General features: G+C 64.0%; 22 protein-coding genes, 1 tRNA gene and 3 rRNA genes. 19 read left to right on the forward strand and 7 right to left on the reverse strand.

The annotated features are described in order from the left end of the window. Positions 1–9: 9 nt before the first annotated feature. From ACZ5KW_RS10555 to ACZ5KW_RS10575, 5 genes are all read left to right on the forward strand, one after another. Positions 10–393: a hypothetical protein gene (locus ACZ5KW_RS10555; RefSeq protein ID WP_343777883.1), complete on the forward strand. Its 384-nt coding sequence runs from the start codon at positions 10–12 to the stop codon at positions 391–393. A gap of 124 nt (positions 394–517) precedes the next feature. Then, positions 518–799 carry a ubiquitin-like small modifier protein 1 gene (locus tag ACZ5KW_RS10560; protein ID WP_343777884.1) on the forward strand — a complete coding sequence of 94 codons (282 nt, stop codon included), beginning with the start codon at positions 518–520 and terminating at the stop codon, positions 797–799. Next, positions 796–1,119: a MoaD-like domain-containing protein gene (locus tag ACZ5KW_RS10565; RefSeq protein ID WP_343777886.1), complete on the forward strand. Its 324-nt coding sequence runs from the start codon at positions 796–798 to the stop codon at positions 1,117–1,119. Before ACZ5KW_RS10560 ends, ACZ5KW_RS10565 begins: the two co-directional genes overlap by 4 nt. Then, positions 1,119–1,562: a DUF8048 family protein gene (locus ACZ5KW_RS10570; protein WP_343777888.1), complete on the forward strand. Its 444-nt coding sequence runs from the start codon at positions 1,119–1,121 to the stop codon at positions 1,560–1,562. The genes ACZ5KW_RS10565 and ACZ5KW_RS10570 overlap by 1 nt, the downstream gene beginning before the upstream one ends. 86 nt (positions 1,563–1,648) lie before the next feature. Next, positions 1,649–2,374 carry a fumarylacetoacetate hydrolase family protein gene (locus ACZ5KW_RS10575; RefSeq protein WP_343777889.1) on the forward strand — a complete coding sequence of 242 codons (726 nt, stop codon included), beginning with the start codon at positions 1,649–1,651 and terminating at the stop codon, positions 2,372–2,374. Between the two features lie 39 nt (positions 2,375–2,413). Here the strand turns inward: ACZ5KW_RS10575 and ACZ5KW_RS10580 are convergent, their stop codons facing one another. After that, entirely contained in the window at positions 2,414–3,292 is an 879-nt protein-coding gene (locus tag ACZ5KW_RS10580) for a DUF7117 family protein (RefSeq protein ID WP_343777890.1), read from the reverse strand. Between ACZ5KW_RS10580 and ACZ5KW_RS10585 the strand changes: the two genes are divergently transcribed. From ACZ5KW_RS10585 to ACZ5KW_RS10605, 5 genes are all read left to right on the forward strand, one after another. Then, entirely contained in the window at positions 3,291–3,584 is a 294-nt protein-coding gene (locus ACZ5KW_RS10585) for a hypothetical protein (RefSeq protein ID WP_343777892.1), read from the forward strand. The two genes, ACZ5KW_RS10580 and ACZ5KW_RS10585, sit on opposite strands and share 2 nt — an antisense overlap. Then, a complete protein-coding gene (locus ACZ5KW_RS10590; RefSeq protein WP_343777894.1) occupies positions 3,581–4,753 on the forward strand; it encodes a DUF7544 domain-containing protein in 1,173 nt (390 codons plus the stop codon). Before ACZ5KW_RS10585 ends, ACZ5KW_RS10590 begins: the two co-directional genes overlap by 4 nt. A gap of 276 nt (positions 4,754–5,029) precedes the next feature. Next, the gene (locus ACZ5KW_RS10595; protein WP_343777895.1) at positions 5,030–7,282 is read left to right on the forward strand and encodes an NADP-dependent malic enzyme; all 2,253 of its coding nucleotides are present in this window, start codon (positions 5,030–5,032) and stop codon (positions 7,280–7,282) included. Positions 7,283–7,493: 211 nt separating this feature from the next. Then, positions 7,494–8,306: a DUF7839 domain-containing protein gene (locus ACZ5KW_RS10600; RefSeq protein WP_343777896.1), complete on the forward strand. Its 813-nt coding sequence runs from the start codon at positions 7,494–7,496 to the stop codon at positions 8,304–8,306. A 691-nt stretch (positions 8,307–8,997) separates the two neighbouring features. Further along, positions 8,998–10,203, forward strand: a complete 1,206-nt coding sequence (locus ACZ5KW_RS10605; protein ID WP_343777897.1) for a Cdc6/Cdc18 family protein — start codon at positions 8,998–9,000, stop codon at positions 10,201–10,203. Positions 10,204–10,290: 87 nt separating this feature from the next. On the opposite strand, the gene ACZ5KW_RS10610 is transcribed toward ACZ5KW_RS10605, so the two are convergent. Beyond that, a complete protein-coding gene (locus ACZ5KW_RS10610; protein ID WP_343777898.1) occupies positions 10,291–10,851 on the reverse strand; it encodes a TATA-box-binding protein in 561 nt (186 codons plus the stop codon). A gap of 683 nt (positions 10,852–11,534) precedes the next feature. On the opposite strand from ACZ5KW_RS10610, the gene ACZ5KW_RS10615 reads away from it, so the two are divergent. The 5 genes from ACZ5KW_RS10615 to ACZ5KW_RS10635 all read left to right on the forward strand — a co-directional run bounded on the left by ACZ5KW_RS10615 (position 11,535) and on the right by ACZ5KW_RS10635 (position 17,817). Next, positions 11,535–13,004 (forward strand): 16S ribosomal RNA (locus ACZ5KW_RS10615). Between the two features lie 173 nt (positions 13,005–13,177). Beyond that, positions 13,178–13,249 (forward strand) — tRNA-Ala (locus ACZ5KW_RS10620). 271 nt (positions 13,250–13,520) lie between these two features. Beyond that, positions 13,521–16,433, forward strand: a 23S ribosomal RNA gene (locus ACZ5KW_RS10625). A gap of 139 nt (positions 16,434–16,572) precedes the next feature. Then, positions 16,573–16,694, forward strand: a 5S ribosomal RNA gene (gene rrf / locus ACZ5KW_RS10630). The 16S, 23S and 5S rRNA genes sit together here with 1 tRNA gene alongside, the layout of an rRNA operon. A 268-nt stretch (positions 16,695–16,962) precedes the next feature. Beyond that, entirely contained in the window at positions 16,963–17,817 is an 855-nt protein-coding gene (locus tag ACZ5KW_RS10635) for a hypothetical protein (RefSeq protein ID WP_343776238.1), read from the forward strand. Between the two features lie 26 nt (positions 17,818–17,843). Here the strand turns inward: ACZ5KW_RS10635 and ACZ5KW_RS10640 are convergent, their stop codons facing one another. Further along, positions 17,844–18,146, reverse strand: a complete 303-nt coding sequence (locus ACZ5KW_RS10640) for a hypothetical protein (protein WP_343776239.1) — start codon at positions 18,144–18,146, stop codon at positions 17,844–17,846. Positions 18,147–18,284: 138 nt separating this feature from the next. Here ACZ5KW_RS10640 and ACZ5KW_RS10645 point away from each other — a divergent pair, with 138 nt between their 5' ends. Further along, positions 18,285–19,172, forward strand: coding sequence for a DMT family transporter (locus tag ACZ5KW_RS10645; RefSeq protein ID WP_343776240.1), 888 nt, complete (start codon positions 18,285–18,287; stop codon positions 19,170–19,172). 60 nt (positions 19,173–19,232) lie between these two features. Next, positions 19,233–20,810: a sensor histidine kinase gene (locus ACZ5KW_RS10650; protein ID WP_343776241.1), complete on the forward strand. Its 1,578-nt coding sequence runs from the start codon at positions 19,233–19,235 to the stop codon at positions 20,808–20,810. Positions 20,811–20,843: 33 nt separating this feature from the next. On the opposite strand, the gene ACZ5KW_RS10655 is transcribed toward ACZ5KW_RS10650, so the two are convergent. Then, positions 20,844–21,344 (reverse strand): SRPBCC family protein, encoded by a 501-nt coding sequence (locus tag ACZ5KW_RS10655; protein WP_343776242.1) that lies wholly within the window; start codon positions 21,342–21,344, stop codon positions 20,844–20,846. A gap of 141 nt (positions 21,345–21,485) precedes the next feature. Here ACZ5KW_RS10655 and ACZ5KW_RS10660 point away from each other — a divergent pair, with 141 nt between their 5' ends. Beyond that, positions 21,486–22,412, forward strand: a complete 927-nt coding sequence (locus ACZ5KW_RS10660) for a DNA-3-methyladenine glycosylase family protein (RefSeq protein ID WP_343776243.1) — start codon at positions 21,486–21,488, stop codon at positions 22,410–22,412. A gap of 69 nt (positions 22,413–22,481) precedes the next feature. After that, entirely contained in the window at positions 22,482–22,895 is a 414-nt protein-coding gene (locus ACZ5KW_RS10665; protein WP_343776979.1) for a DUF555 domain-containing protein, read from the forward strand. 135 nt (positions 22,896–23,030) lie between these two features. Here ACZ5KW_RS10665 and ACZ5KW_RS10670 read toward each other — a convergent pair whose 3' ends face one another. The 3 genes from ACZ5KW_RS10670 to ACZ5KW_RS10680 form a co-directional block, all read right to left on the reverse strand. Beyond that, positions 23,031–23,264, reverse strand: coding sequence for a UPF0058 family protein (locus tag ACZ5KW_RS10670; protein ID WP_004598519.1), 234 nt, complete (start codon positions 23,262–23,264; stop codon positions 23,031–23,033). Positions 23,265–23,522: 258 nt separating this feature from the next. Continuing rightward, on the reverse strand, positions 23,523–23,702 hold the full coding sequence (locus tag ACZ5KW_RS10675) for a DUF7836 family putative zinc-binding protein (RefSeq protein WP_343776244.1): 180 nt from the start codon (positions 23,700–23,702) through the stop codon (positions 23,523–23,525). Between the two features lie 103 nt (positions 23,703–23,805). After that, positions 23,806–24,852, reverse strand: coding sequence for a transcription initiation factor IIB (locus tag ACZ5KW_RS10680; RefSeq protein ID WP_343776245.1), 1,047 nt, complete (start codon positions 24,850–24,852; stop codon positions 23,806–23,808). Positions 24,853–25,036: the final 184 nt, after the last annotated feature.

The following is a 25,036-nucleotide window of genomic DNA, read 5'->3' on the forward strand; positions in this document are numbered from 1 at the left end:
GTGGATCCCATGCCAGAGATCGAACTCGGCGTGCCGAAAGGCGTCGTCGAGTCGCTCCCGGAGGACGAGGGAACCGCCGAACGCGACATGCGACGCGCCATCGCGGGCATCCAGTCGCGACTGAACGAGGCCCTCGAGGAGGCGGGGCCGGACGAGGCGGCCGAGGTCGTCGCCGACGCGGTCGAGCGCATGGAGACGCAGGCGAGCACGTATCACGAGTTCGTGCCGGAGCTACGCGCGTGGGGGCAGTCGCCCATCTACGCGATCGCGTGGCGGAACCTCTACGTCGAACTCATCGGGCAGCTGTACGACCACGAGTGGCTCGCCGACGACCTCGGCCGCGAGCGGAACTTCCGACTGGTCGAGGACGGGATCCGACTGTCCGACCTGTAAGCGCGATCGGAGACGCCGGTCGCCCGGGCGGTTCCGCGGATCGGTTCGTCTCGTTTCCGTGGAGACGGCTGCCGTCGTTTCCGCGGCCGGCCGCTTTTAAGCCGCCGCGACACGAGGTACCACTATGGAACTGGAACTGCGGTTTTTCGCGACCTTTCGTGAGGCCGCTGGCGGGAAGACCGTCAACGCGGAGTTCGCGGACGAGTCGACGGTCGGTGACATCCTGCGCGAACTCGAGGCCACCTACGAAGGGATGGAGGGGCGACTGATCGTCGACGGCGACCTCGCCCCGCAGATCAACGTGCTGAAGAACGGCCGCGAGGTGCTCCACCTCGACGGACTCGACACCCCGATAGAAGACGGCGATCGGCTCTCCGTGTTCCCGCCGGTCGCGGGGGGCACATGAGCGGCGAGGCGAACGCGTCCGGTCTCCCGCCGGCCGAGGAGGGGTGGGTGCGCGACACGGTGGCGTACCGCGGTATTTCGCGGCGACTCGCGGCCCACTACCTCCGGAATCTCGGCGGCGAACTGGTCGGGACCGACGACCCTGCGGAAGCGACGCGCGTCGACGGCGACGGGTGGCGAGTCGCGCTGTCCGCTGAGAAGGTGACCGCCGCGGCGTCGATTACGCTTACCGAGGTGACCGCGGAGTTCGCGGGCGACCCCGACGCACTGGCGGAACTCCTCCCGAAGTACCGACAGAAGGCAATGCGTGCCGGCGGCTGATGTCCGACGACGGCGCCAGTGAGGACGGGGACGGCGACGCGAACGCGACACACGACGACGGCTCGTATCCGATCGAGGGCACCGCGCTGGTGAAGACGGCCGCGCTCGCGAGCGTGCCCGCGGGCCGCGTCCCGACGCTGCTCGCCCGCGTCCAGACCGACCTCGGCTCGCGGATCGACGAGTACCGTCGCCGGTACGAGCGGATCGCGGCCGAGGCGAACAGGGAAGCGTTCCTCGTCGAACCCGATCACTGGGACGGGGTCGCGGACCGGATCGGACTCTCAAAGCGCGAGCGCGACGCCGTCGTCCGCGCTCACGAGGCCGAAGTGGAGCGGATCGGGTCCGGAAGCGATCGGCGGGAGGAGTTCGAGACGGCCTTGGAGATCCGCTCTGGCGTCGTGATCGGAGTCGACGAGGGCGACGGCGACGACATCGACAGCTAGCCCCAGTCATTGACCGTCGGCGTCGCCGGTCGAGAATATGTTTGGCTCACCGACGACTTTTCACTGCGTACCGCGCACGTGTCAGTATGCGACTCGCTCGACTCCTCACGCCCGACGGTCCCGTCGCCGGTCGCTACGTCGACGGCGCGGTCATCGCCGACGAGGGCCGCTACGAGGTCGGTCGCGACGGACGGCTGCTGCCGCCGTGTGACCCGACTGCGCTGTACTGCGTCGGCCGGAACTACGCCGAGACGCTCGATCAGATGGACTACGAGCGGCCGGAGGAACCCGATTTCTTCATCAAACCTCCCGCGAGCCTGCTCGCGCACGGTGAGCCGATCCGGTACCCCGAGTGGACCGATGAACTGACCTACGCCGGAGAGTTGGTCGCCGTGATCGACGAGCGGTGTCGCGACCTCTCGCCCGCGGAGGTTCCGGACGCGGTTCGCGGCTACACGATCATGAACGACGTCGACGCGCTCGACCAGCAGGGCCGGACCGCGCGGAAGGCGTTCGACGGGTCGGCGCCGCTCGGGCCGTGGATCGAGACCGACGTCGACCCGACGGGCCTCGACATCGAGACGACCGTCGGCGGCGAGACGCGGCAGGACGCGACCACCGAGTTGATGCTGTTCGACCCGTACGAGATCATCTCGTACCTCTCGGAGCGATTCACGTTCGAGCCCGGCGACTGCGTCGCCTTCGGGAGCCCCGCGAATCCGGGGCTCGTCGAGCCCGGCGAGGAGGTCGCGATCACCTACGAGGGCGTGGGCACGCTCTCGAATTCGGTGGTCGCCCCCGGCGCGGAGTGACCCGCCGTCGGGGCCGGTCGGGACAGCTTTCCGGTCGGATCACTCGCTCGGAGAGTCGAAGTCGTCGACGGTCGCGTCCGCGATCAGATCTTCGGCGGTCGCGAGCGCCGCCTCGTCGCCGGTCCGTACGTACGTTCCGATCGCGTCCGCGGCCTCGACGAGGGCGTCCGCGGCGGTCGGTGGCACGTCGCCCCCGAGCGCGTCGACGCGTGTGACGCGGTCGCGGAGCCCCTCGAGGGCGTCGCGGGCGGGTCCGACTCTCGCTTCGGGGTCCGATCCTTCGGCGGTGACCGTCGGAGCCGCGTCCCCGTCGTCGCCAGCGCTCTCTTCGGCCTCGCGGCTGGTCTTGTGACTGGCCTCGCCGGAGGTATCGGCTCGGTCGGCCGACGATTCGAGTTCGTCGAGGAAGTCGAGCGCGTCGGTGCGGTACGCCTCGACGGCGCGCACGGCCGCCATCCCTCGGGCCTCCCGGAGGGCCTCCGGGACGTCCGCCGTCGCGGGTCGATCGCCGGCCTCGGCGCCGGCGAGCAGCGCGAGGAGATACTCGCGGTCGACGTCGGTCGGGTCCCGAAGCCGTTCGAAGCAGTCGACCGCCTCCAGCAGTTCGCGGGCCGCGAGGTAGGTCCCGTCGAGCGGCGCCAGTCGTCCGCCGTCGACGAACCCGCGCTTCCGGCAGTACTCCCGGAGGTCCGACTGGAGGTCGTCGACCCCGGAATCGGGGAGCGTCCCCCGGGCGTCGCCGACGCGGTCGCGGTGGCCGGAGAGGTCCAGCGTGACGGCCGCGTCCGTGTGGACGGTGCGGTCGTCGACGCCGACGCTGCGTAGGTCGCCACAGCTCGGACACGCGACCGACCCCGTTTTGTAGTACGACCACCGGGTCTCGCAGGACTGACACTCGCGTTCGCCGCGGACCTTCATGGCGGTCGATTCGTCGCGTCGCGGCAAAACGGCTGCGGGTCCGGCGAGGTCGCTCGGGGTCAACGACGGTGAGGTTGACGACGGTGAGGTTGACGACGGTGAGGTTGACGACGGTGGGGTTGATGATGGTGAGGTTGATGATGGTGAGGTTGACGACGGTGGGGTTGACGACGGTGGGGTTGACGACGGTGAGGTTGACGACGATGATTGCCGGCGGCGATCCGGTCGGAGCGATCCGGAAGCCGAGCGGTGCGCCGGCTTATTCATCCCCCTCGACGAACGATCGGTATGAGCTGGCACGCCGTCGACGCGCTTGACAGCGCCGTCGACGTGACTCGGCGGTTGCTCTTTCCGTTTGAGGCGGTTCGGTGGGCGAAGCTCGCGTTCCTCGCCCTCGTGATGGCCGGAGGGAGTGCGGGGGTCTCTCGCGCACTCGCCTCGACGTTGGGGGTTTCGGGGTTCGGAGCTGCCGGATTCGAGAGCGCCGAGTTCGAGAGCGCCGGATTCGAGGTCCCTGAGTTCGGGGCTTCCGGAGCCCGGTTCGCGACAGGGGTCGAACGCGAATCGGTCACACGTTCGATCGAAACGCTCGTCGCGGGACTTCTCGGCCTCGACGACCCGGTGCTGGTCGCCCTCCTCATCGGTGTCGGAGTCGCCTGGGCCCTCTTGGCCGCGTGTTCGGCCGCGTTTCGGCTCGTGTTTTACGACGCGCTCGCGACGACGGACGTGGCGATCCGACGGCCGTTCCACGCTCGGTTTCGGCAGGGACTGGGGCTGTTCGCGTTCGCGACGGTCGCCTCTGTCGCGGCCGCGACGCCCGTGGTCGCCGTCGCTGCCGCCGCGTCTCCCGAGGTACTGCGCGCCATCGGCCTTTCTATCGGCGACTTCTCCGGGCTCTCGTCGGTCGCCACCGTTCTTGGCGCGTCGGTGGGCGTCGGAGCAGCGCTGCTCGGCGCCGCAGTCGTGCGGTTCGCGTTCGAATTCGCCGCGCCGGTGATGGTCACTCGCGACCTCGGCGTCCTCGCCGCGTGGCGTCACGTCTGGGCGGCGTTCCGCGGATCGCGGGCCGAACTCGTCCCGTACGTCGCCGTCCACGTCGTCGTCGCGGCGGGCGTCCGGATCGTTCAGGCGACCGCGGTCGCCTTCGCTGGCCTGCTCGTCGGCGCGTTCTCGCTCGTCGCGCTCGTGGTGGTCGCGGTTCCACTCGGCGGTCTCGGCGCGCTGGTCGGGACGACCGCGGGTGTGATCGCTCTCGCGGTCGCTCTGGCGTGTGTGACCGTCGGAGCCGTGGTCCTGACGCTTCCCGTTCGGATGGTGACGCGGACGTACCTGATCGCGTACGAGGTCTCCGTTCTCACCGGGGTAGAGCCCGCGCTCGTCGGGGTCAAGCCCGCACTCGCCGGGGGAGACTCGTGTTCGGTGCCGGAAGCGTCGACGCCGGGTGAGGCCGACGAGATGTAATGAGTGAAGGTAGGATGGATGGGATGAGATCGACCGGCAGATGACGTGGTCGGTGAGAGAAATTCATGGCGATGAAACCGGTCGGCGAGGGAAACCATCAGCGCCGGGAATCGTCGGCGAGAAAAATCATCAGCGTCGGGAACCGCCGGCAAGTAGTCGCCCTCGCTCGTCGCGACTTGGAGGGATTCGCGGCGCGGCTAGGGTATCGTCGAACGTCGAATAATATGTTCGACACCATCGGATACCTTTTTACTCCGTTCACGAATTGAGAGAGACATGGGACTGGATGACGACGCGCGGGAATATCACCGACAGGAGCCGCCCGGAAAGATCGCGATCGAGACGACGAAGCCCACGAACACGCAGCGAGATCTCTCGCTGGCGTACTCGCCCGGAGTCGCGGCGCCATGCCTCGATATCGCCGACAACCCCGGGGACATCTTCGAGTACACGGCGAAAGGGAACCTCGTCGCCGTCGTCTCGAACGGGTCGGCGGTGCTCGGCCTCGGAAACATCGGCGCCGCCGCCTCGAAGCCCGTCATGGAGGGGAAGGGTGTACTGTTCAAGCGGTTCGCCGACATCGACGTGTTCGACATCGAGCTCGACATCGACTCCGTCGATCCCTTCTGCGAGGCGGTGAAGGCGATGGAACCGACGTTCGGCGGCGTGAACCTCGAGGACATCAAGGCGCCCGAGTGTTTCAAGATCGAGGAACGCCTCCGCGAGGAGATGGACGTGCCGGTGTTCCACGACGACCAACACGGCACCGCGATCATCTCGGGCGCGGCGCTGATGAACGCGGTCGATATCTCCGATAAGGACCTCTCGGAACTGAACATCGTCTTCTCCGGGGCCGGCGCGTCGGCCATCGCCACGGCCCGGTTCTACGTCTCGCTCGGCGCGCGCAAGGAGAACATCACCATGTGTGACTCCTCCGGAATCATCACCGAGGAGCGCGTCGCGGCGGGCGACGTCAACGAGTATAAGAGTCAGTTTGCCACGCCGGCCGAGGAAGGCGATCTCGCGGACGCGATGGAGGGTGCCGACGTGTTCGTCGGCCTCTCTGTCGGCGGGATCGTCTCCCAGGAGATGGTTCGATCGATGGCTGCCGACCCGATCATCTTCGCGATGGCGAACCCCGACCCGGAGATCACCTACGAGGACGCCAAAAACGCTCGGGACGACACCGTCATCATGGCGACGGGCCGGTCGGACTACCCGAACATGGTGAACAACGTTCTCGGGTTCCCGTTCCTGTTCCGCGGAGCGCTCGACGTGCGCGCGACGGAGATCAACGAGGAGATGAAGGCGGCCGCGGCCGAGGCGCTCGCCGACCTCGCGCGCAAGGACGTTCCGGACGCAGTCGTGAAGGCGTACGGCGACGACCCGCTCCAGTTCGGACCGGACTACGTCATTCCGAAGCCCCTCGATCCGCGAGTGCTGTTCGAGGTCGCGCCGCGCGTCGCGGAGGCGGCGATGGAGTCCGGGTCGGCTCGTACGGAGATCGATCTGGACCAGTACCGAGAGCGGCTCGAAGCGCGGCTGGGCAAGTCCCGCGAGATGATGCGGGTCGTGCTGAACAAAGCCAAGAGCGATCCGAAGCGGATCGCGCTTGCGGAGGGGACCGACGAGAAGATGATCCGCGCGGCGTATCAGCTCGCCGAGCAAGGGATCGCCGAGCCCGTACTGCTCGGTGACGCCGACACCATCTCCCAAACCGCAGCCGAACTCGGACTCTCGTTCCGGCCCGAAGTCGTCGACCCCGACAACCGAGACGTCTCGGGGTACGGCGAGCGGCTGTACGAGCTCCGCAAGCGAAAGGGGATCACGAAGCGAGAGGCGAACGACCTGGTCAGACGCGACACCAACTACCTCGGGAGCGTCATGGTGGAGACGGGCGACGTCGACGCGATGCTCACCGGGCTCACGCACCACTACCCGTCCGCGCTCCGGCCGCCGCTCCAGATCGTCGGGTCCGCGGACGACACCGACACCGTCGCCGGGGTGTACATGCTCACGTTCAAAAACCGGGTCATCTTCTGTGCCGACACGACCGTCAATCAGGACCCGAACGCGGAGACTTTAGCGGAGATCACGCGTCACACGGCCGACCTCGCGCGGCGATTCAACGTCGAACCGCGCGCGGCGATGCTCTCGTACTCGAACTTCGGCAGCGTCGATAACGAGGGGACACGGAAGCCGCGCGAAGCGGTCGACATCCTCCAGACCGACGACGGCGTCGACTTCCCGGTCGACGGCGAGATGCAGGCGGACACCGCGGTCGTGGACGACATTCTCAACGGGACCTACGAGTTCTCCGAACTCGACGAGGCGGCTAACGTCCTCGTGTTCCCGAACCTCGAAGCCGGAAACATCGGGTACAAGCTGCTTCAACGGCTCGGCGGTGCCGAGGCCATCGGACCGATGCTCGTCGGGATGGACCAGCCGGTCCACGTGCTCCAGCGCGGCGACGAAGTGAAAGACATCGTCAACCTCGCCAGTGTCGCCGTCGTGGACGCACAGGAGTAGCATTCGACCGACACGCAATGGAGTAGTCGCGCAGCACGCGGGGGAGTAGTCGCGCAGCACGCAGGGAAGCAGTCGCGCAGCATGTAGATGGTGTGGTCGGAGGACTCCTTTCTCGGACTGCTGCTCACGACGGCTCCCGAGGATCGTCGGTCGCCTTCTCCTCGCATAACTCACCACAAATTTACTTGTGTCCAACTCCAACCAGTTTGATATGGGATCGAGCGAGGACCCGTCGGAGGCGACCGCACCGCGAGTACTCGACAACAGGCGTGACGCGACCCGATACCGAGTTCTCGTCGAAATTGCCGCACGCCAGCCGGCGGTGAGCCAAGAGGAGATCGCGGACGTCATCGGCGTGACCTCGCAGGCGGTGAGCGACTACGTCCGGGACCTGATCGACGGGGGGTTCGTCGAGAAACGAGGGCGCGGTCGGTACGAGGTGACGAAAGAGGGCGTCGACTGGATCATCACACGGACCGACGCGCTCTCGGAGTTCGTCTCTCGGGTCTCCGACGACGTTCTTGGGAGTGTCGATGTCGACGCCGCGGTGGCGGTCGGTACGGTCGCGGAGGGGGACGAGGTCGGACTCGAGATGCGGGACGGGACCCTCCACGCCGTCCCCGGGGGCGGTTCAGCGACCGCTGTCGTCGTTACCGGCGGTGAGGCAGGGGAAGCGGTCGGTGTCACCGACTTCGAGGGTGTCGTCGAGTACAACCCGGGGGTGGTGACGGTCGTACCCGTCCCGGCGGTCACCGAGGGCGATCCGCCGCCACATGACACGATCAGGGAGCACGCCGCCGGCGCAGAGCTAGTCGCGGTCGGCGGCACGGAAGCGTACGCGCTCGCGACTCGCGCCGACGTTCGTCCGGACGTGCGGTTCGGGTCGGCAGCGGGCGTCTCACAGGCCGCCCTTCGCGGCTTAGACGTGTTGTTACTCGTGTCTACCGACGAACTCTCCCGGCACACGACGCGGCTCCGGGAGGACGGCGTCCGCTATGAGGTCCGCGACTCGTTCGAACGCTAGGTTGAGCGATGACAGTCGGCGGCCTTGACGGTTCGACGTGCGCTTCTCGTCGGTACGTCACTTCAAACTCAACGGCGGAGGTCAGAGACACACCGTGTTTCCGGTGAAATCGGGTGTTGTGGGGGTGGGTGTGTCGGCGGGGTAGTGGTCGGCTGGCGATAGGCAGGCGGTTCACAGCGTTACTTGATCCCATATCTTTATTACTCATTGTTGGGTATTTCCCATTAAGCGAAATAGGCTATCGCCTGTAGGACGATAGGAAGAGTTTCACCGGAAACGTGGTCTCCCCCCGCTAAATCTTTCTTCGTCTTCCTTGCTGCCACAACTCCCGTTCGGCAACTCCCGCTATTCAGTGAGCTGTCTGTTCGATGAGCCGCTTCATGTCTGTCTCGTCTGCGCTATCGAACACCGCGTTTCCGGTGAAATTGATGTCTGTGCTCCGTGGATCCACGTCTACACTCCGTAGATCCGCGTTCTCGACTTTCGCGTTGACCGCCCACACGACTCACGTTGTCCCGGTTTCTGTTTCTGGTATCCGCCTCCCCTCCTGATCACCCAGACCGACCGCCCCCTTCTACCCTATTTCACCGGAAACACGGTGTGTCTCTCTAACCCACTTCCCCCGATCGAACCCGGACTGCGAGCGACTTCGAAACAGAACGTATTTCACCGGAAACACGGTGTCTCCCTCATGGACGCAGCGGACGACCTCTTCACGAGGGAGGACCCCATCTTCGCGAACAAGGAGCTCCTCGAGATCAGCCACTTGCCGGGCGAGGGTCGAATCGTCGGCCGAGACGACGAGATTGCCGACTTGGCCACGGCGGTCAACCCGGCTATCTTCGGGCAGAGCCCGAGTAACGTCCTTATCTACGGCAAGACTGGCACCGGAAAATCTCTATGTGCGAAGTACGTCTCGAAACGACTCGTCTCGACCGCCGGCGAGGAGGGCGTCACGGCGACGTTCGCGTACGTCGACTGCGCTCAGGACACCACCGAAACACAGGCGGTCCAGACGATCGCCGAGGGAGTCAACGACCCCGAACAGACCGGCATCAACGTCCCCGACAAAGGGCTCTCGACGTCGACGTACTACAAACGTCTCTGGCGGATCCTCGACCAGCGATACGATGTCGTCTTGATCCTCCTCGACGAGATCGACAAGCTCGACGACGACGCGATATTGATGCAGCTGTCGCGCGCCGGCGAGGCCGGGAAGATCACAGACTGTAAACTGGGCGTCTTCGGCATCAGCAACAAGATCCAGTACAAAGACCGAATGGACGAACGGGTCAAATCGAGCCTCTGTGAACGCGAGTTCGTCTTCCCGCCGTACGACGCGAACCAGTTGCGCGAGATTATGCAAGCGCGCGCGGACGCGTTCCACGACGATGTTCTCGAGGCGTCAACGATCCCCCGCGCGGCCGCACTCGCCGCGCGCGAACACGGCGACGCCCGGAAGGCCATCGATATCCTCCGGTACGCCGGAGAGATCGCACAGGCGAACGGAGAGCCCACCGTCCGCGAGGAGTTCGTCACCCAGGCGCGCGAGCGGGCCGAGACCGACCGGTTCCGAGAGCTCATCCGCGGCTCCACGCCGCACTCGCGGTACGTTCTCCAGGCGCTCGCGCTGTTGTCACTGACGAACGGCCGTCAGGACGGCTTTCGGACGAGCCGCGTGTACGAGATATACGAGAACATCTGTCGGCAGGAAGGCTCGGACAGCCTCTCGCTGCGACGCGTCCGCGATCTCCTCAAGGAACACGCCTTTCTCGACATCATCGAGCAGTCGAAACATAGCGGCGGCAGCGCTGAGGGGAGTTACACGCAACATCAACTCCTCGAGGACCCGAGCGTCGTGAAAGAGGTCCTCACCGAGGACGACACGGCAACGTAATCGAACCGCGTTCGACAATTCGGAGAGATCGACTGTCAGGTGCTCCCCGAGGCGAGCCTACCGAACAGACCGATCGATACGACAGCGTCAGCCGAGCAGGCCGAGCCCTTCGATCCGTTCGACGATTTCCTCGACTGCCTCTTCGGCGTCGTCGGTGCGTTTGCCGCCCGTGATGACGATCTTTCCGCTGCCGAAGAGGAGAATGACAACCTCCGGTTCGTCCATCCGGTAGACGAGCCCGGGGAACTGCTCCGGTTCGTACTCCACGTCTTCGAGGCCGAGGCCGATCGCGAGCGCGTTGAGGTTGAGGTTGTGCCCCAGGTCCGCGCTCGACACGATGTTTTGAACGGTAATCTCCGGGTCCTCTTCTACGGGGATCTGGAGCCCCCGGAGCTTCTCGAAGATGATGCCGAGTGCGTCGTGGACGTCGTCGATGCTCTTCGCGCCCGTACAGACGATCTTCCCCGAACGGAAGATGAGTGCGGCGGCTTTCGGCTCTTGGGTCCGGTACACGAGTCCGGGGAAGTTATCGGGGTTGAAATCCGCGCCCGGGAGGTCCTCCGCGAGCGCCTCCAAATCCAGCTCCTGACCGATACCCGTCGATGCAACGACGTTCTGAATCTCGATCGAGTCTGCAGGGTTCGTCATCGTTCGCTTTTATATGTGATCCCCTCCCTTATAAACGCCCGTGGTATAAACGACGGAGGTCTTCTGAGATACAGTTCGGTCGATTTGGTTTGATCGCACGCACAGGCGACACGTACAGTTCCGGCCATCTAATTGTGACAAAATACGTATGGTTTCTCCGATATCAGCTCGGAAGTGAGTCGCAGTCTGTTGCCGAACTTGCCGTCGGATCGTGCCCTTTCGACGGGCTTCCACGTTACGGAATCTCGCATGAAACCGCGTGACGTGGCGCAGATAGTTCGACGAGGTTAAATACAACCCGGGCATTCGAAGAAATGCGAGGGGCCTCCCACAAGGAGGCACCGACCGGCCGCAGACGCGGCCGGTCAAAGCGTTCCGACGTGCTTAAGTGTATAAGCCCGTTCGGATGATATGCGAAGAACGCACCGCGGACTCGGGCCGTTCAACTCGGCCCGGTTTCGCAGAGTTGGTTTGTCCAACTCACCCGAATGAGGATCGCGCCCCCTGCGCTCCGGCGTAAGCGGCGATCTGATGTGAGCCGTGGTCGTTCGGTGCCATCCAAGCCGTTGGCTGGACCCGGACACCACACAGACCAATACAATGGTGTGTCAACCTTCGTCTCAAACGAAGTTGACACCCGCCAACACCCCCTTCGGGCCGGGAATCAGGCCCGAAGGATATTCATTCCGGTTGATCCTGCCGGAGGCCATTGCTATTGGGATCCGATTTAGCCATGCTAGTCGTACGAGTTCATACTCGTGGCGAATAGCTCAGTAACACGTGGCCAAACTACCCTTCGGAGCTCCATACCCTCGGGAAACTGAGGCTAATAGAGCATACCACACCACCACTGGAATGAGTAGTGTGTCAAACGCTCCGGCGCCGAAGGATGTGGCTGCGGCCGATTAGGTAGACGGTGGGGTAACGGCCCACCGTGCCAATAATCGGTATGGGTCATGAGAGTGAGAACCCAGAGACGGAATCTGAGACAAGATTCCGGGCCCTACGGGGCGCAGCAGGCGCGAAACCTTTACACTGCACGACAGTGCGATAGGGGGATCCCAAGTGCACAGGCATAGCGCCTGTGCTTTTCGGTACCCTAAGGCGGTACCAGAATAAGGGCTGGGCAAGACCGGTGCCAGCCGCCGCGGTAATACCGGCAGCCCAAGTGATGGCCGATCTTATTGGGCCTAAAGCGTCCGTAGCTGGCCGCGCAAGTCCATCGGGAAATCCACCTGCTCAACAGGTGGGCGCCCGGTAGAAACTGCGTGGCTTGGGACCGGAAGGCGCGACGGGTACGTCCGGGGTAGGAGTGAAATCCCGTAATCCTGGACGGACCGCCGATGGCGAAAGCACGTCGCGAGAACGGATCCGACAGTGAGGGACGAAAGCTAGGGTCTCGAACCGGATTAGATACCCGGGTAGTCCTAGCCGTAAACAATGTCTGCTAGGTGTGGCTCCCACTACGAGTGGGTGCTGTGCCGTAGGGAAGCCGCTAAGCAGACCGCCTGGGAAGTACGTCCGCAAGGATGAAACTTAAAGGAATTGGCGGGGGAGCACTACAACCGGAGGAGCCTGCGGTTTAATTGGACTCAACGCCGGACATCTCACCAGCATCGACTGTAATAATGACGATCAGGTTGATGACCTTATCCGAGTTTCAGAGAGGAGGTGCATGGCCGCCGTCAGCTCGTACCGTGAGGCGTCCTGTTAAGTCAGGCAACGAGCGAGACCCGCATCCTTACTTGCCAGCAGTACCGCGAGGTAGCTGGGGACAGTAGGGAGACCGCCGTGGCTAACACGGAGGAAGGAACGGGCAACGGTAGGTCAGTATGCCCCGAATGTGCTGGGCAACACGCGGGCTACAATGGTCGAGACAAAGGGTTCCAACTCCGAAAGGAGACGGTAATCTCAGAAACTCGATCGTAGTTCGGATTGTGGGCTGCAACTCGCCCACATGAAGCTGGATTCGGTAGTAATCGCGTGTCACAAGCGCGCGGTGAATACGTCCCTGCTCCTTGCACACACCGCCCGTCAAAGCACCCGAGTGAGGTCCGGATGAGGCGCGTCACACGCGTCGAATCTGGGCTTCGCAAGGGGGCTTAAGTCGTAACAAGGTAGCCGTAGGGGAATCTGCGGCTGGATCACCTCCACCGACCCGAGACTCCCGCTCCGCGGGAGCTCACCTTACGACCGTCTCCACAGACGGTCACTACTCATTCGCATTGGCCTGTGTACCGTCCGCCCACCCGCCGGCTTGGACACCTTAGAACGACCACGGTTCACACACACACGCGAGACACCAAACCTTCCCAAACGGGAAGGTGGGCTCATAGCTCAGCGGTAGAGTGCCTCCCTTGCAAGGAGGATGCCCTGGGTTCGAATCCCAGTGAGTCCATGTCCGTTCGGTCCGAATCCGTCCCCTTATATGGGAGACGCGACTCGGACAGAACACGACGACCGATGCACCATCCCGGGAAACCGCGGATGGGAAGGGTTCGACGAACGCCCCGTCACACCCGGTGGCGATTCAATGACAACCGTGTATACGTGCGATCCAGACGTCCACTGAACTCATCCGAGTTCGTGGAACGTCAGTGAACCATAACAGTCGAAGACTTTGCCGTCTTTGACACCGTCAGTCTCTCTCCTTCGAGAGCAGACTGACACACTACTGGCTACTGTGCCAGCTGGTGAATGGCTCGGCTCGAGAGCCGACGACGGACGTGCCAAGCTGCGAAAAGCTCGTGGGACCCGCATGGAGGGGAAGAACACGAGATCTCCCAATCGGAATCCGTTCAACAATTGCCTCGCGCAATAGGGAACGCCCTGAATTGAAACATCTCAGTAAGGGCAGGAAAAGAACGCAACAGCGATGTCGTCAGTAACCGCGAGTAAACGCGACACAGCCCAAACCGAAGGTCGTCAGACCAATGTGGTGTTCGGGTTGACAACCAAATCTTGACAACTCATCTGAAGTCTCCTGGAACGGAGCGTGAAACAGGGTGACAACCCCGTAAGATGAGTCAGTACGGATGGCGTCAAATCCAGAGTAGTAGGGGTCGGATATCCTCTATGAACATCTCAGGCATCCCCTGAGAAGGCTAAACACTCCTCGAGACCGATAGCGAACAAGTAGCGTGAGCGAACGCTGAAAAGCACCCCGAGAAGGGCGGTGCAATAGGGCCTGAAATCAGCTGGCGATCGAGCGACAGGGCGTACAAGGCGTCTCTTGAAACGACCGAGGAGCGATCCTCTAGTAGGAAAAGAGACGAGCCGGCGTCGTGTCGTGCGTTTTGAAAAACGACCCAGGGAGTGCACTTGATTGGCGAGTCTAACCCGTGAACCGGGGAAGGCGCAGGGAAACCGATACGGCCGCAGCATTGCGAGGGCCACCGTGTTCAAGCGCGGGGAGTCAATTGGGTGCGACCCGAAACCAGGCGATCTACGCACAAACAAGGTGAAGCGTGGCGAAAGCCACGTGGAGGCCTGTTAGAGTTGGTGTTCTACAATACCCTCTCGTGATTTGTGTGTAGGGGTGAAAGGCCCATCGAGCCTGGCAACAGCTGGTTCCAACCGAAACATGTCGAAGCATGACCTCTTCCGAGGTAGCCCGCGGGGTAGAGCTACCGATTGGATGACCCGCCTCCGAGAGGAGTCGGCCATCCTGTCGAACTCCAAACCCGCAGGCGCCGTAGACGAAGGGAGTCCGGTGCGCGGGGTAAGCCTGTGTACCGTGAGGGGAACAACCCAGAGCCGGGTTAAGGTCCCAAAGTGTAGATTAAGTGCGATTCGAAGGTGGTCTCAAGCCCTAAACAGCCGGGAGGTGAGCTTAGAAGCAGCTACCCGCTAAGAAAAGCGTAACAGCTTACCGGCCGAGGTTTGAGGCGCCCAAAATGATCGGGGCTCAAATCTACCACCGAGACCTGGCCGTGCCCTTGACAGGGGCAACCGCGTAGGTTGGCGTACTGGTCGGACGGAAGCTCGGGCGAGAGCTCGCGTGGACCGTCCAGTAACGACAATCCTGGTCACAGTAGCAGCGATAGTCGGGTGAGAACCTCGACGGCCTGAAGAGCAAGGGTTCCTCGGCACTGCCGTTCAGCCGAGGGTTAGCCGGTCCTAAGATGTACCACAACTTGACTACATCAACGGGAAGCTGGTTAATATTCCAGCGCCATCGTGCAGTAAACGCCGACGCCGTGTGGAACGCTGAGCCGGGCCTTCGCCCGGTCGAATCGTGGAAACTCGTGGAAGCCGTCACGGCACGAAGCGAGCGAAACGCGAGATAGCGAAAGTCAGCCGTACATAGGGCCCGTGAAAAGGCAAGCATGATGTCCGTACCGAGATCCGACACAGGTGCTCTGCCAGCGCAAGGCAAGGCCTGTCGGGAGAACCGACGTTAGGGAATTCGGCAAGTTAGTCCCGTACCTTCGGAAGAAGGGATGCCTGCTCTCTACGGAGCAGGTCGCAGTGACTCGGGCGCTCCGACTGTCTAGTAACAACACAGGTGACCGCAAATCCGCAAGGACTCGTACGGTCACTGAATCCTGCCCAGTGCGGGTATCTGAACACCTCGTACAAGAGGACGAAGGACCCGTCAACGGCGGGGGTAACTATGACCCTCTTAAGGTAGCGTAGTACCTTGCCGCTTCAGTAGCGGCTTGCATGAATGGATAAACGAGAGCGCCACTGTCCCAACGTTGGACCCGGTGAACTGTACGTTCCAGTGCGGAGTCTGGAGACCCCCAAGGGGAAGCGAAGACCCTATAGAGCTTTACTGCAGGCTGTCGCTGAGACGTGGTCGCCGATGTGCAGCATAGGTAGGAGTCGTTACACAGGTACGTGCGCTAGCACGCCACCGAGACAACATTGAAATACTACCCGTCGGTGACTGCGACTCTCACTCCGGGAGGAGTACACCGGTAGCCGGGCAGTTTGACTGGGGCGGTACGCGCTCGAAAAGATATCGAGCGCGCCCGAAGATCATCTCAGCCGGGTCGGGAACCCGGCGAAGAGCGCAAGAGCACAAGATGGTCTGACAGTGTTCTTCCCAACGAGGAACGCTGACGCGAAAGCGTGGTCTAGCGAACCTACGAGGTTCCGGAATGGGACCCGTAGATGACAGAAAAGCTACCTTAGGGATAACAGAGTCGTCACTCGCAAGAGCACATATCGACCGAGTGGCTTGCTACCTCGATGTCGGTTCCCTCCATCCTGCCCGTGCAGAAGCGGGCAAGGGTGAGGTTGTTCGCCTATTAAAGGAGGTCGTGAGCTGGGTTTAGACCGTCGTGAGACAGGTCGGCTGCTATCTATTGGGGGTGTGAGGTACCTGACGTGAACGAACGTATAGTACGAGAGGAACTACGTTTGGTCGCCACTGGTGTATCGGTTGTCCGAGAGGGCAGATGCCGAGTAGCCACGCGACACGGGGTAAGAGCTGAACGCATCTAAGCTCGAAACCCACATGGAAAAGAGGTACCACAGAGGTCACTCGTAGAAGACGAGTTCGATAGACTCGGGGTGTACGCACCAAGGCAACGAGGTGTTAAGCCCACGAGCACTAACAGACCGAGCCACATTCATTGGCGCTGACGCGCCACGACTCGCATGAGTTCAGGCGGTATCTGGATCGCACGTATTACACGGTTGGTATCGAACCAGACCAACACAGGCGTCTTCCTGGCAGACAGGAAGTCTCGGTTCGAGCCCGAGAGTTGGCATGAAGGCGGCCAGAGCGGTGGGGAAACACCCGTACCCATTCCGAACACGGAAGTTAAGCCCGCCAGCGTATCGTGAAGTACTGGAGTGAGCGATCCTCTGGGAACCACGAGTCGCCGCCTACCCATTCATACGGGAGCAATACCGCTCCCACCGTATCATTTCGTTCGGCGAGCGAGAGCGCTCGCCAGACATCTACTCCACTAGCGACTGTATCCGTTCGAAAGTACGTCCAACTCTGTCCGGCCGTAATCAGTAGCGGGCAGTGTTTTTATCGAAGGCAGTAGCGGACTGCTCGCGAGGCATCTCGGACCTGTCGCCCGCCGCGAGTCATATCAGTACTGATAGTTCTAACCGTAAGTTTATCACTTTTGTCGCTGAAGCTAACGTATCATGGACGTACCGAACGACACGGACACCGTGGTGAGACTGTGCTGTGGCGATCCCCCGTCGGTTCGCGACGGAGTCGTCTCGAACCGCGTCGTGTCCGTGTTGTTTGGGACGGATGTCGAGGCGTGGCGGAGCGGATGGAATCGAACGCCTCAGGGGCCGCCGAATCGGGAGGCGGTGATCGACGTGAACGACGTCGTCCGGAGTGGTGCAGCCGCGTCGACACAGGTCATGCCCCGAGACGGACTCGCGTACACGGTGCTCGGTCGTACCGCCGAGAACGAGCGCGTACTCGACGCCCTGGGGAAGCACGTCGACGGCGCCCCTACGGGGACGGTGGACGTGGTGATCGACGACCTTGCGCCCCTTGCTCACCGGGCGGACGTCGCATCGGTCGTCACCTTCGTGGGTCGGCTCCGCGAGCGGTTCGGGAGGCGGGTGAACCGGGTCGACGTCGGCTGTTCTCACGATGGTTCAGGAGAACTAGTCTCCCAACTGAGTTCCCACGTAGAGTCCGTCGTCGGGGCCGACGCGGAGGCGACGGCGGCGATCGAGCGACTCGCGCGAGACGACCCGACGACGTTCGGGTACGTTCGTCGACACTGGGCCGAGGCCAAGCGAGGGATCGAGTCGTGCGATCGTAATTACCCTCAGTCGAAGCAAGTCCACGCCGCGCTGACCGAGCCGGAGACGACACCGCGAACTCTCGGGGCGGCGCTGTCGGGACTCGTGACGCTCGATGCGCTCGATACGTGGGGTGAAACAGTGGGGCCGACCCGGTATGATCTCACCGCGTACCGGCCCGAATGGACCACGGCTATCGGGACCGCGCTCGAAGCGGACACGGCTGACGACTGAGTTCGGACCACACCGGTCCCCGCCAATCAGTCCTCGGTACTGTCTCGGTCGTCGACCGTCGCGATGCGTTTGAGGTCAGTTTCTACGACGGTACCGTCTGGTTCGAGCGTTACAGTCCCGAGGGAGGCGGTCTCACCCGTGTCGTACCGCGCGGCAATCGCCTCCAACGTCTGGCGTCGGTCGAGCTGCTCCCAGACGGTCTCCGCGACGAGCGACTGAAACGACTCAGGGTCCGTCCAGCCGGCGTCGATGTCGGACGGGACGCCCACGACGACCCGCAGTTCAGACTCGGCGACGCGGATGCCGACGCCGAACGTGTCCGCACACATGGGACGGCGTTCGCGCCCGGGAGTGAAATCTCCGTCGCCGTCGCGCGTCGAACGCAGAACGATGGCGCCTCGTCAGGGAAGGGGGCGTGGCCCCTCGAAACCGCTAAGCGTCCGCCCCGTGAACGATAGCGAGATTGGATGAGTTCGAAGCCGGTCGTATCGCCGAAAGTGGGGCTAGCGGCCGCAGTCGCTGCGGTGAGTGCGGGCGCGATCCTCGTCCGGTTGAGTGAGGCCCCGAGTTCGGTCGCAGCCTTCTACCGCGTGTTGTTCACCACGCTCCCGTTGGCCTCGGTCGCGGCGTGGCGGTACCGCGGGGAGTTCGCCCGGATACGATCTCGGGACCTCGCGTTCGCGACCTTGTCCGGTATCGCGCTCGCGATCCACTTCGCGGCGTGGTTCGAGAGCCTTCGGTGGACGAGCGTGGCCGCGAGCGTCACGCTCGTTCAGGCGCAACCGGTGTTCGTCGCGCTGGGAGCGTGGCTGCTGTTGCGCGAACGCGTCACCGGTCGCATGGCCGTGGGGATCGCGGTCGCAGTGGCCGGGATGGCGTCGATGTCGCTCGGCGACTTCCTCAGCGGCACGGCGATCGGTCCTCGACCCCTCTACGGAAACGCGCTGGCGCTGGCGGGTGCGGTCTCCGCCGCGGCATACGTGTTGGCCGGGCGGTCGCTGCGCCAACGGATCGCTTTGATCCCTTACGTCACCGTCGTGTACGGGGTCTGTGCCCTCGTGTTGTTCGCGTTCGTCCTCGCGGCGGGACACCCGCTCACCGGATATCCGCCCCGGGAATGGCTCCTCTTCGCTGGACTCGCTGCGGGGCCGGGGCTGCTCGGTCACACGGTCCTCAACTGGGCGCTCGCACACTTGGAGTCGAGCGTCGTCTCCGTCTCGCTGCTCGGGGAACCGGTCGGTGCGACGCTGCTCGCCTTCGCGTTGCTGTCGGAGACGCCGACGCCGTCCACCGTCGCGGGCGGGTGCGTCGTCCTCGTGGGAATCTACGTCACGGCGACTGTCGACCGGGTATAACGTTTTCAACGTCGATATTTTGGGGTAAACGTTGAAGCCCATCGGAGGGCTGGGTGGGGTATGGACCGGCGAACCGTCGTCGCGTTCGTAGGCGACAACGAAAACGCCGGCGAGCGCGTGTCCCGCGCGGTGGACGCCGCGTGGGAAGGGCCGGACGGACCGACGTTCCGCGCGTTCTCACCGGCCGACTTCGACGCGGGCGACGAAAGCGACGGAGCGCTCGACGCGACGTGTGGCGTCGTCGTCACCGGAGCGGCGGCGACAGACGGTGCCGTGAAGGAGCGTCTCGACATGTTACCGTCGAACGTTCCGGTGATCGCGCTCGTCGAGGACGCGACGATGTCGACCGTCCGGGCCCTGTTATCGACCGGCGTCGACGACGTCGTCGACGTTACTGGCTGGGGCTCGACCCCCGGGACCGTCGACTCTTCGGACCCCATCGCCGAGCGTCTCGCGGCCGCGGTGGACCCCGATCGGGTTCGGCTCGGTGACGAGGATGTCGCTCGCCTCTCCGAGGTACTTCTCGACGCCGGAACGACGCTGATGAGTACGCGCACCGATGAGGTCGACACGAAGATCGAGTGGACGATGAAAAACGTCGGCGAGCACGCCGAACTCGATCGAATCGTCTGCTACCGCGAGGGCGACGACCGGTTCGTACCGACGTACAGTTGGTGTCCGGACGGATTCGACCCGGTGTCGAGGCCGTTCGAGGACTTCCCGGAGCCGGAGCAGCTTTCGACGTTCGGCAACGTCGCGCGTTCGTCCGCTCCTGTCGCGGCCTCCGACGACGGGCTCGGAGAGGGCAGGGTCGACGGACCGCCGGCAACGGTCCACGTACCGCTCGTATCGGACTGGGAACTGAACGGTATCGTCGCGTTCGAGTCGGACGACGGTCGGGTCTGGACGGACGGAGAAGTCGACCTGTACCGCACCGTCGGTGACCTCATCGCACACACGCTCGCGCGCAACGACCGCCGAGAGGCACTCCGACGACAGGCGGACCAACTCGAACAGTTCAGCGCGGTCGTCTCACACGACCTCCGGAACCCGCTCAACGTCATCGCCGGCTATCTCTCCCTGTCCGAAGACGAACTCGCGCCCGCGCGATACGACGCCATGAGCGGCGCGGTCGACCGCATGGAGACCCTGATCGACGACCTCCTCATGCTCGCGCGGCGCGGCGAAGCGATCGGCGAGACCGAACCGGTTCCCGTCGAGGCCATCGCGGAGGACGCGTGGCGGTCGGTGCGCGCGCCCGACGCGACGCTCACGATCGCCGAGGGAGTCGGCCGCGTCGAGGCGGACCCGAGTCGGCTTCGACAGGCGTTCGAGAACCTCTTCCGGAACGCGATCGATCACGGGGGACGAAACGTCTCGATCGAGATCGGTCCGACCACCACCGACGGCGGCGTCGACGGGGTGTACGTCGCGGACGACGGTCCCGGGATCCCGGTCGACCTCGTCGATACGGTCTTCGATTCGGGCGTCTCTTCGGCCGACAGCTCCGGTATCGGGCTGGCCATCGTCGACCGGATCGTCGAGGCACACGAGTGGGACATCGAGGCGAGAAACGACGACGGGGCCGTCTTCGAACTCACGTTCGGCGCCGACGCGACTCGTGTCGCGTCACCGTAGGGGTCTCTCTTCGTGGCCGGCGTCGCGGCGCGTTCAGTTCTCAGAGAACCGCTCGACGGTTCGCCGGTGTCGGTCGCGGAACATTCCTTCGAACCCGACCTTCGCGGCCGGGCCGGCGATATCGCCGAGCGGTCCGAGGGGAAGCCGATACGCGACCGTGTCGACGAGCAGCGTCTCGTCGCCGTCGGCGTAGAAGGCGTGCGTGTGTTCCCAGCGGCGGAACGGGCCGTCCTCCATCTCGTCGACGAACCGGGCGGAGCGCTCGGGCGACGCCTCTCCCTCCGGCTCCCGCTCGGTGATCCGCGAGGTCCACCGCTGTCTCGGCCCGACGCCGAACGGGCGGATCGACATCTGTATCGTCGACCCGGTGAGGAGAACGTCGGGATCGGGCGAGCCGTCCGGCCCCTCGACCCCATCGATACGGAGGTACATCCAGTCGGGGGTGAGCGCCCGCAGTCCGTCGATCGTTGAGTGGAAATCCCACACGTCGTCGATCGGGGCCGGTACCCGAGTCGTCCGGCGGTACGTCGGCATACCCCCGATACGAGTCGGGCGGATAAAAGGCCGTCCACGGCGGCGGTCCGGGACCGATTCCCCGGGTGGCAGCCGACCGGCCCGGTCTCCGGGTCGCGCGGACCGAAACCGGCATGCCCCCGCGCACCGTGACGGATCACGATGGAACGTGGGGCGATCGACATCGGCGATCTGGCTGGACCGTTCGACCTCCAGGCGACACTTGAGAGCGGCCAGAGCTACCTCTGGAACCGTGCGGACGGCGACACGTACGCGGAGCTCCACGCCCACGGCGGCGACGCGTGGTACGAGACCGTCGTCGACGAGATTCCCGGCGTGACGGACGAGCGCGCCGCGGTCCGGGTCCGACAGGAGGGCGGCGTCCACGACGGCGTGCTCCAGTGGGAGGCGTCGACGGACGCAGAGCCGCTGTTGACCCACCTCCTCCGGCTCGACGACGACCTCGACGCGATCCTCGACGCCACCCCAGATCTGCCCCTGTTACGGCGCGCCTACGACGCCTACGAGGGACTGCGGCTGACCCGCGACCCGGTGTTCCCCTGTCTTATCTCTTTCATCTGCTCGGCGCAGATGCGCGTCGCTCGCATTCACGGGATGCAGCGGCGACTCCGTGAGACGTACGGCGACGCGGTTCCGCTCGACGGCGGGACGTATCGCGCCTTTCCGACGCCGGAGCAGTTGGCCGCGCGCACGGAAGACGAACTCCGTGACCTCTCTCTGGGATATCGAGCCCCGTACGTCCAGCGGACGGCGGAGATGGTCGCGAGCGGCGAGGCCCATCCCCGGGAGACCGCCGAATTGCCGTACGAGGAGGCCCGCGAATCGCTCACCAGATTCGTCGGAGTCGGGGACAAGGTCGCCGACTGCGTGCTGCTGTTCTCGCTCGGCTTCTTGGAGGCCGTGCCGCTCGACACCTGGATTCGAACCACCATCGAGGAGTACTACCCCGAGTGCGATCAGGGGGGATACACCGAGACCTCGCGCGCGATCCGCGAGCGGTTCGGCGGCGAGTTCGCGGGATACGCGCAGACGTACGTCTTCTACTACCTCCGCGCCGGCGGCGAGTGATCGGGCGGATCTCTGTGAGTCGGCCCGGGCCGAAGTTTGATACTCGTTCGTGTGGTAAACTGACACGTGATGGACTGTCGAGTCGTCGTCGAGGCCGCGGTTCCGGTGTACGACGTGGAAACCGCCGACGAGGCGGTCCGGATCGCCATCTCGAAGACCGGTGAGATGCTCAACCCCGATCTCAACTACGTCGAGATCGACGCCGGAACGCGAACGTCCCCGAGCGGAGAGCGACTCGACCCGGCGTTCGTCGTGGCCGACGAGGCGCTCGTCGCCTTGGAGCTCCAGATGGACGTGTTCAACGTCGACCGCGGCGAACACGCGAGCCGTGTCGCGCGCAAGGAGATCGGGAAGCGCCTCCGTAACATCCCGCTCGAAGTGTTGTCGGTCTCCGAGATCGATACCGACGAGAGCGATGCCGACGCGACTGCCGTCGAAGATGGAGCGGCGTCGTCCGGCGCCGGAAACGATCCGGAGCGGTGAGCCGGCAGAGGCGACGCCTGACACTGAACGTGGCGGCGTCGAGGCCGACCGGGACGCCACCGGCCGTCCGGAAAATAGCGGCTACGCTACGGAGCGTTCGGTACGGGCGGCGAGGAGTAGTACGCAGTAGACGTTTCAGTCGGCCGTCGGAGCCAGCGGCTCCGATTCGGACGACTCCATCGGCTCAGTGATTCCCTCTGTCAGCTTGAAAACGGCCGCTTTGTGGTCGGTCTTCGACTTGTGAATCGATGTCGGTTTGACGCCGAGTTCTTCGTACGCTTCGAGATCAACGTCGTCGTCCCAGAACTCGCACTGTTTTCGTACCTCCGCGAGGAGACCGTGAAGATGGATGAGTTCCTGCTTCTTCATGAGTACCAGTCCTTTGCTACCGGAGGTTTATATTATTATCTTGAGTCACGTTACCACACGCCTCGCGTATTTTGCGAGTAGCGGCCGCGAAACAAGCTTTCTCGATGATCCTTCAGGATCGTTATACGCACAACTACGCGGGACTCGTGACGCGAGCGACGGCGCCAGTGAGACCGACGTACCGAATGGAAAGAGGCGTGGACGTGCCGAGCCAGGGCGAGCGAGGCGGTCAGGCCGAAACGGCCCGTGTCACCGGCATCACTGGAACTGTTTGACCGCCTCGAGGTCGCGTTCCGTTCGCATGAACTCGGTCAGGCGTCGCGTCGCATGACACGCCGAACAGCTGAAATTGGACCGGAGGTCCTGAAGATCAGCGGGGTTTTCCTGCCACTCCTTGCCGCACTCCGGACAGACGAGCCTAACGAACGCGTCAACCATGTCCCCGTGTACAGCCGGCCGCGTTAAAAACGTAGGTGGCGGTCGATCGGTCGCGCGTCTCGGTCGAGCGCGCCGCGAGTTCGATGGCACCCCATCGCGCGTCTCAGGCGCTCACGGCGCCGCTCGCTTCGAGCAGCTCCTTGTACCGATTCCGGATCGTGACCTCGGAGACGTCGGCGACGTCGGAGACCTGACTCTGTGTCACCTTCTCGTTCGTGAGCAACGCGGCGGCGTAAACCGCGGCGGCGGCGAGCCCCACGGGGGACTTTCCGCTCGTGATCCCTGCGTCCGCGGCATCTTCGAGCAGTTCGCGGGCGCGGCGCTCGCTCTCGTCCGAGAGGTCGAGCCGCGAGGTGAACCGCGGAACGTAGCTCGTCGGGTCGGCGGGCTGGACGCGTAACCCGAGTTCGCGGATGACGTAGCGGTACGTGCGCGTGAGCTCCATCTTCTCGACGCGCGAGACCGCGGTGAACTCGTCGAGGCTTCGCGGATTCCCCACCTGCCGGGCGGCGGCGTACAGCGCCGCGGTCGCGACGCCTTCGATCGAACGGCCGGGGAGGAGGTTCTCGGACAGCGCGCGGCGGTAGATGACCGAGGCCGTCTCGCGGACGTTGTCCGGGAGACCGAGCGCGCTGGCCATGCGGTCGATCTCGCCGAGCGCCTGCTTGAGGTTGCGCTCCTTGGAGTCGCGGGTGCGGAACCGCTCGTTCCAAGTCCGCAGCCGCTGCATCCGTCGTCGCTGTCGCCCCGATAGCGACTTGCCGTAGGCGTCTTTGTCCTGCCAGCCGATGTTCGTCGAGAGCCCCTTGTCGTGCATCATGTTCGTCGTCGGCGCACCGACGCGGGACTTGCTGTCGCGCTCGCCGGAGTTGAACGCGCGCCACTCCGGGCCGCGGTCGACCGAACTCTCCTCGACGACGAGCCCGCAGTCGCTACAGACCGTCTCACCGTGCTCCGTGTCGGTCGCGAGTCGCCCTTCGCACTCGGGGCAGACCGTGGTCTGCTCGGTCGTCGTCTCCGTCGTCTCCTCGTCGTCGAGCGACTCCGCCGACCTGAGTCGGGAGTGCTCGTCCTTCGCGGAGGCGTCGCCGGCCTCAGGAAGTCGTTCCCGCTCGGTGCCGCCGTCGCTGTAGGTGTTCGTCTCTGTCATGGGTGTGCTCCGACGATCCCCCGGCGAAAATACAGCGAGGTCCGCGAATCGCCAGCTGTTAACGTATAGTTAGTCTTGAGAGTATATAAAGGTGTCGCTATCTGTTGGGCTAGAAAACACGTAGAATGCCTTTTGAGGCGGAATTTGTTGAGACGGCCGTTCCTCCTTCCATCCTCCGTGGCCC

Source organism: Halorubrum ejinorense, assembly GCF_055389685.1.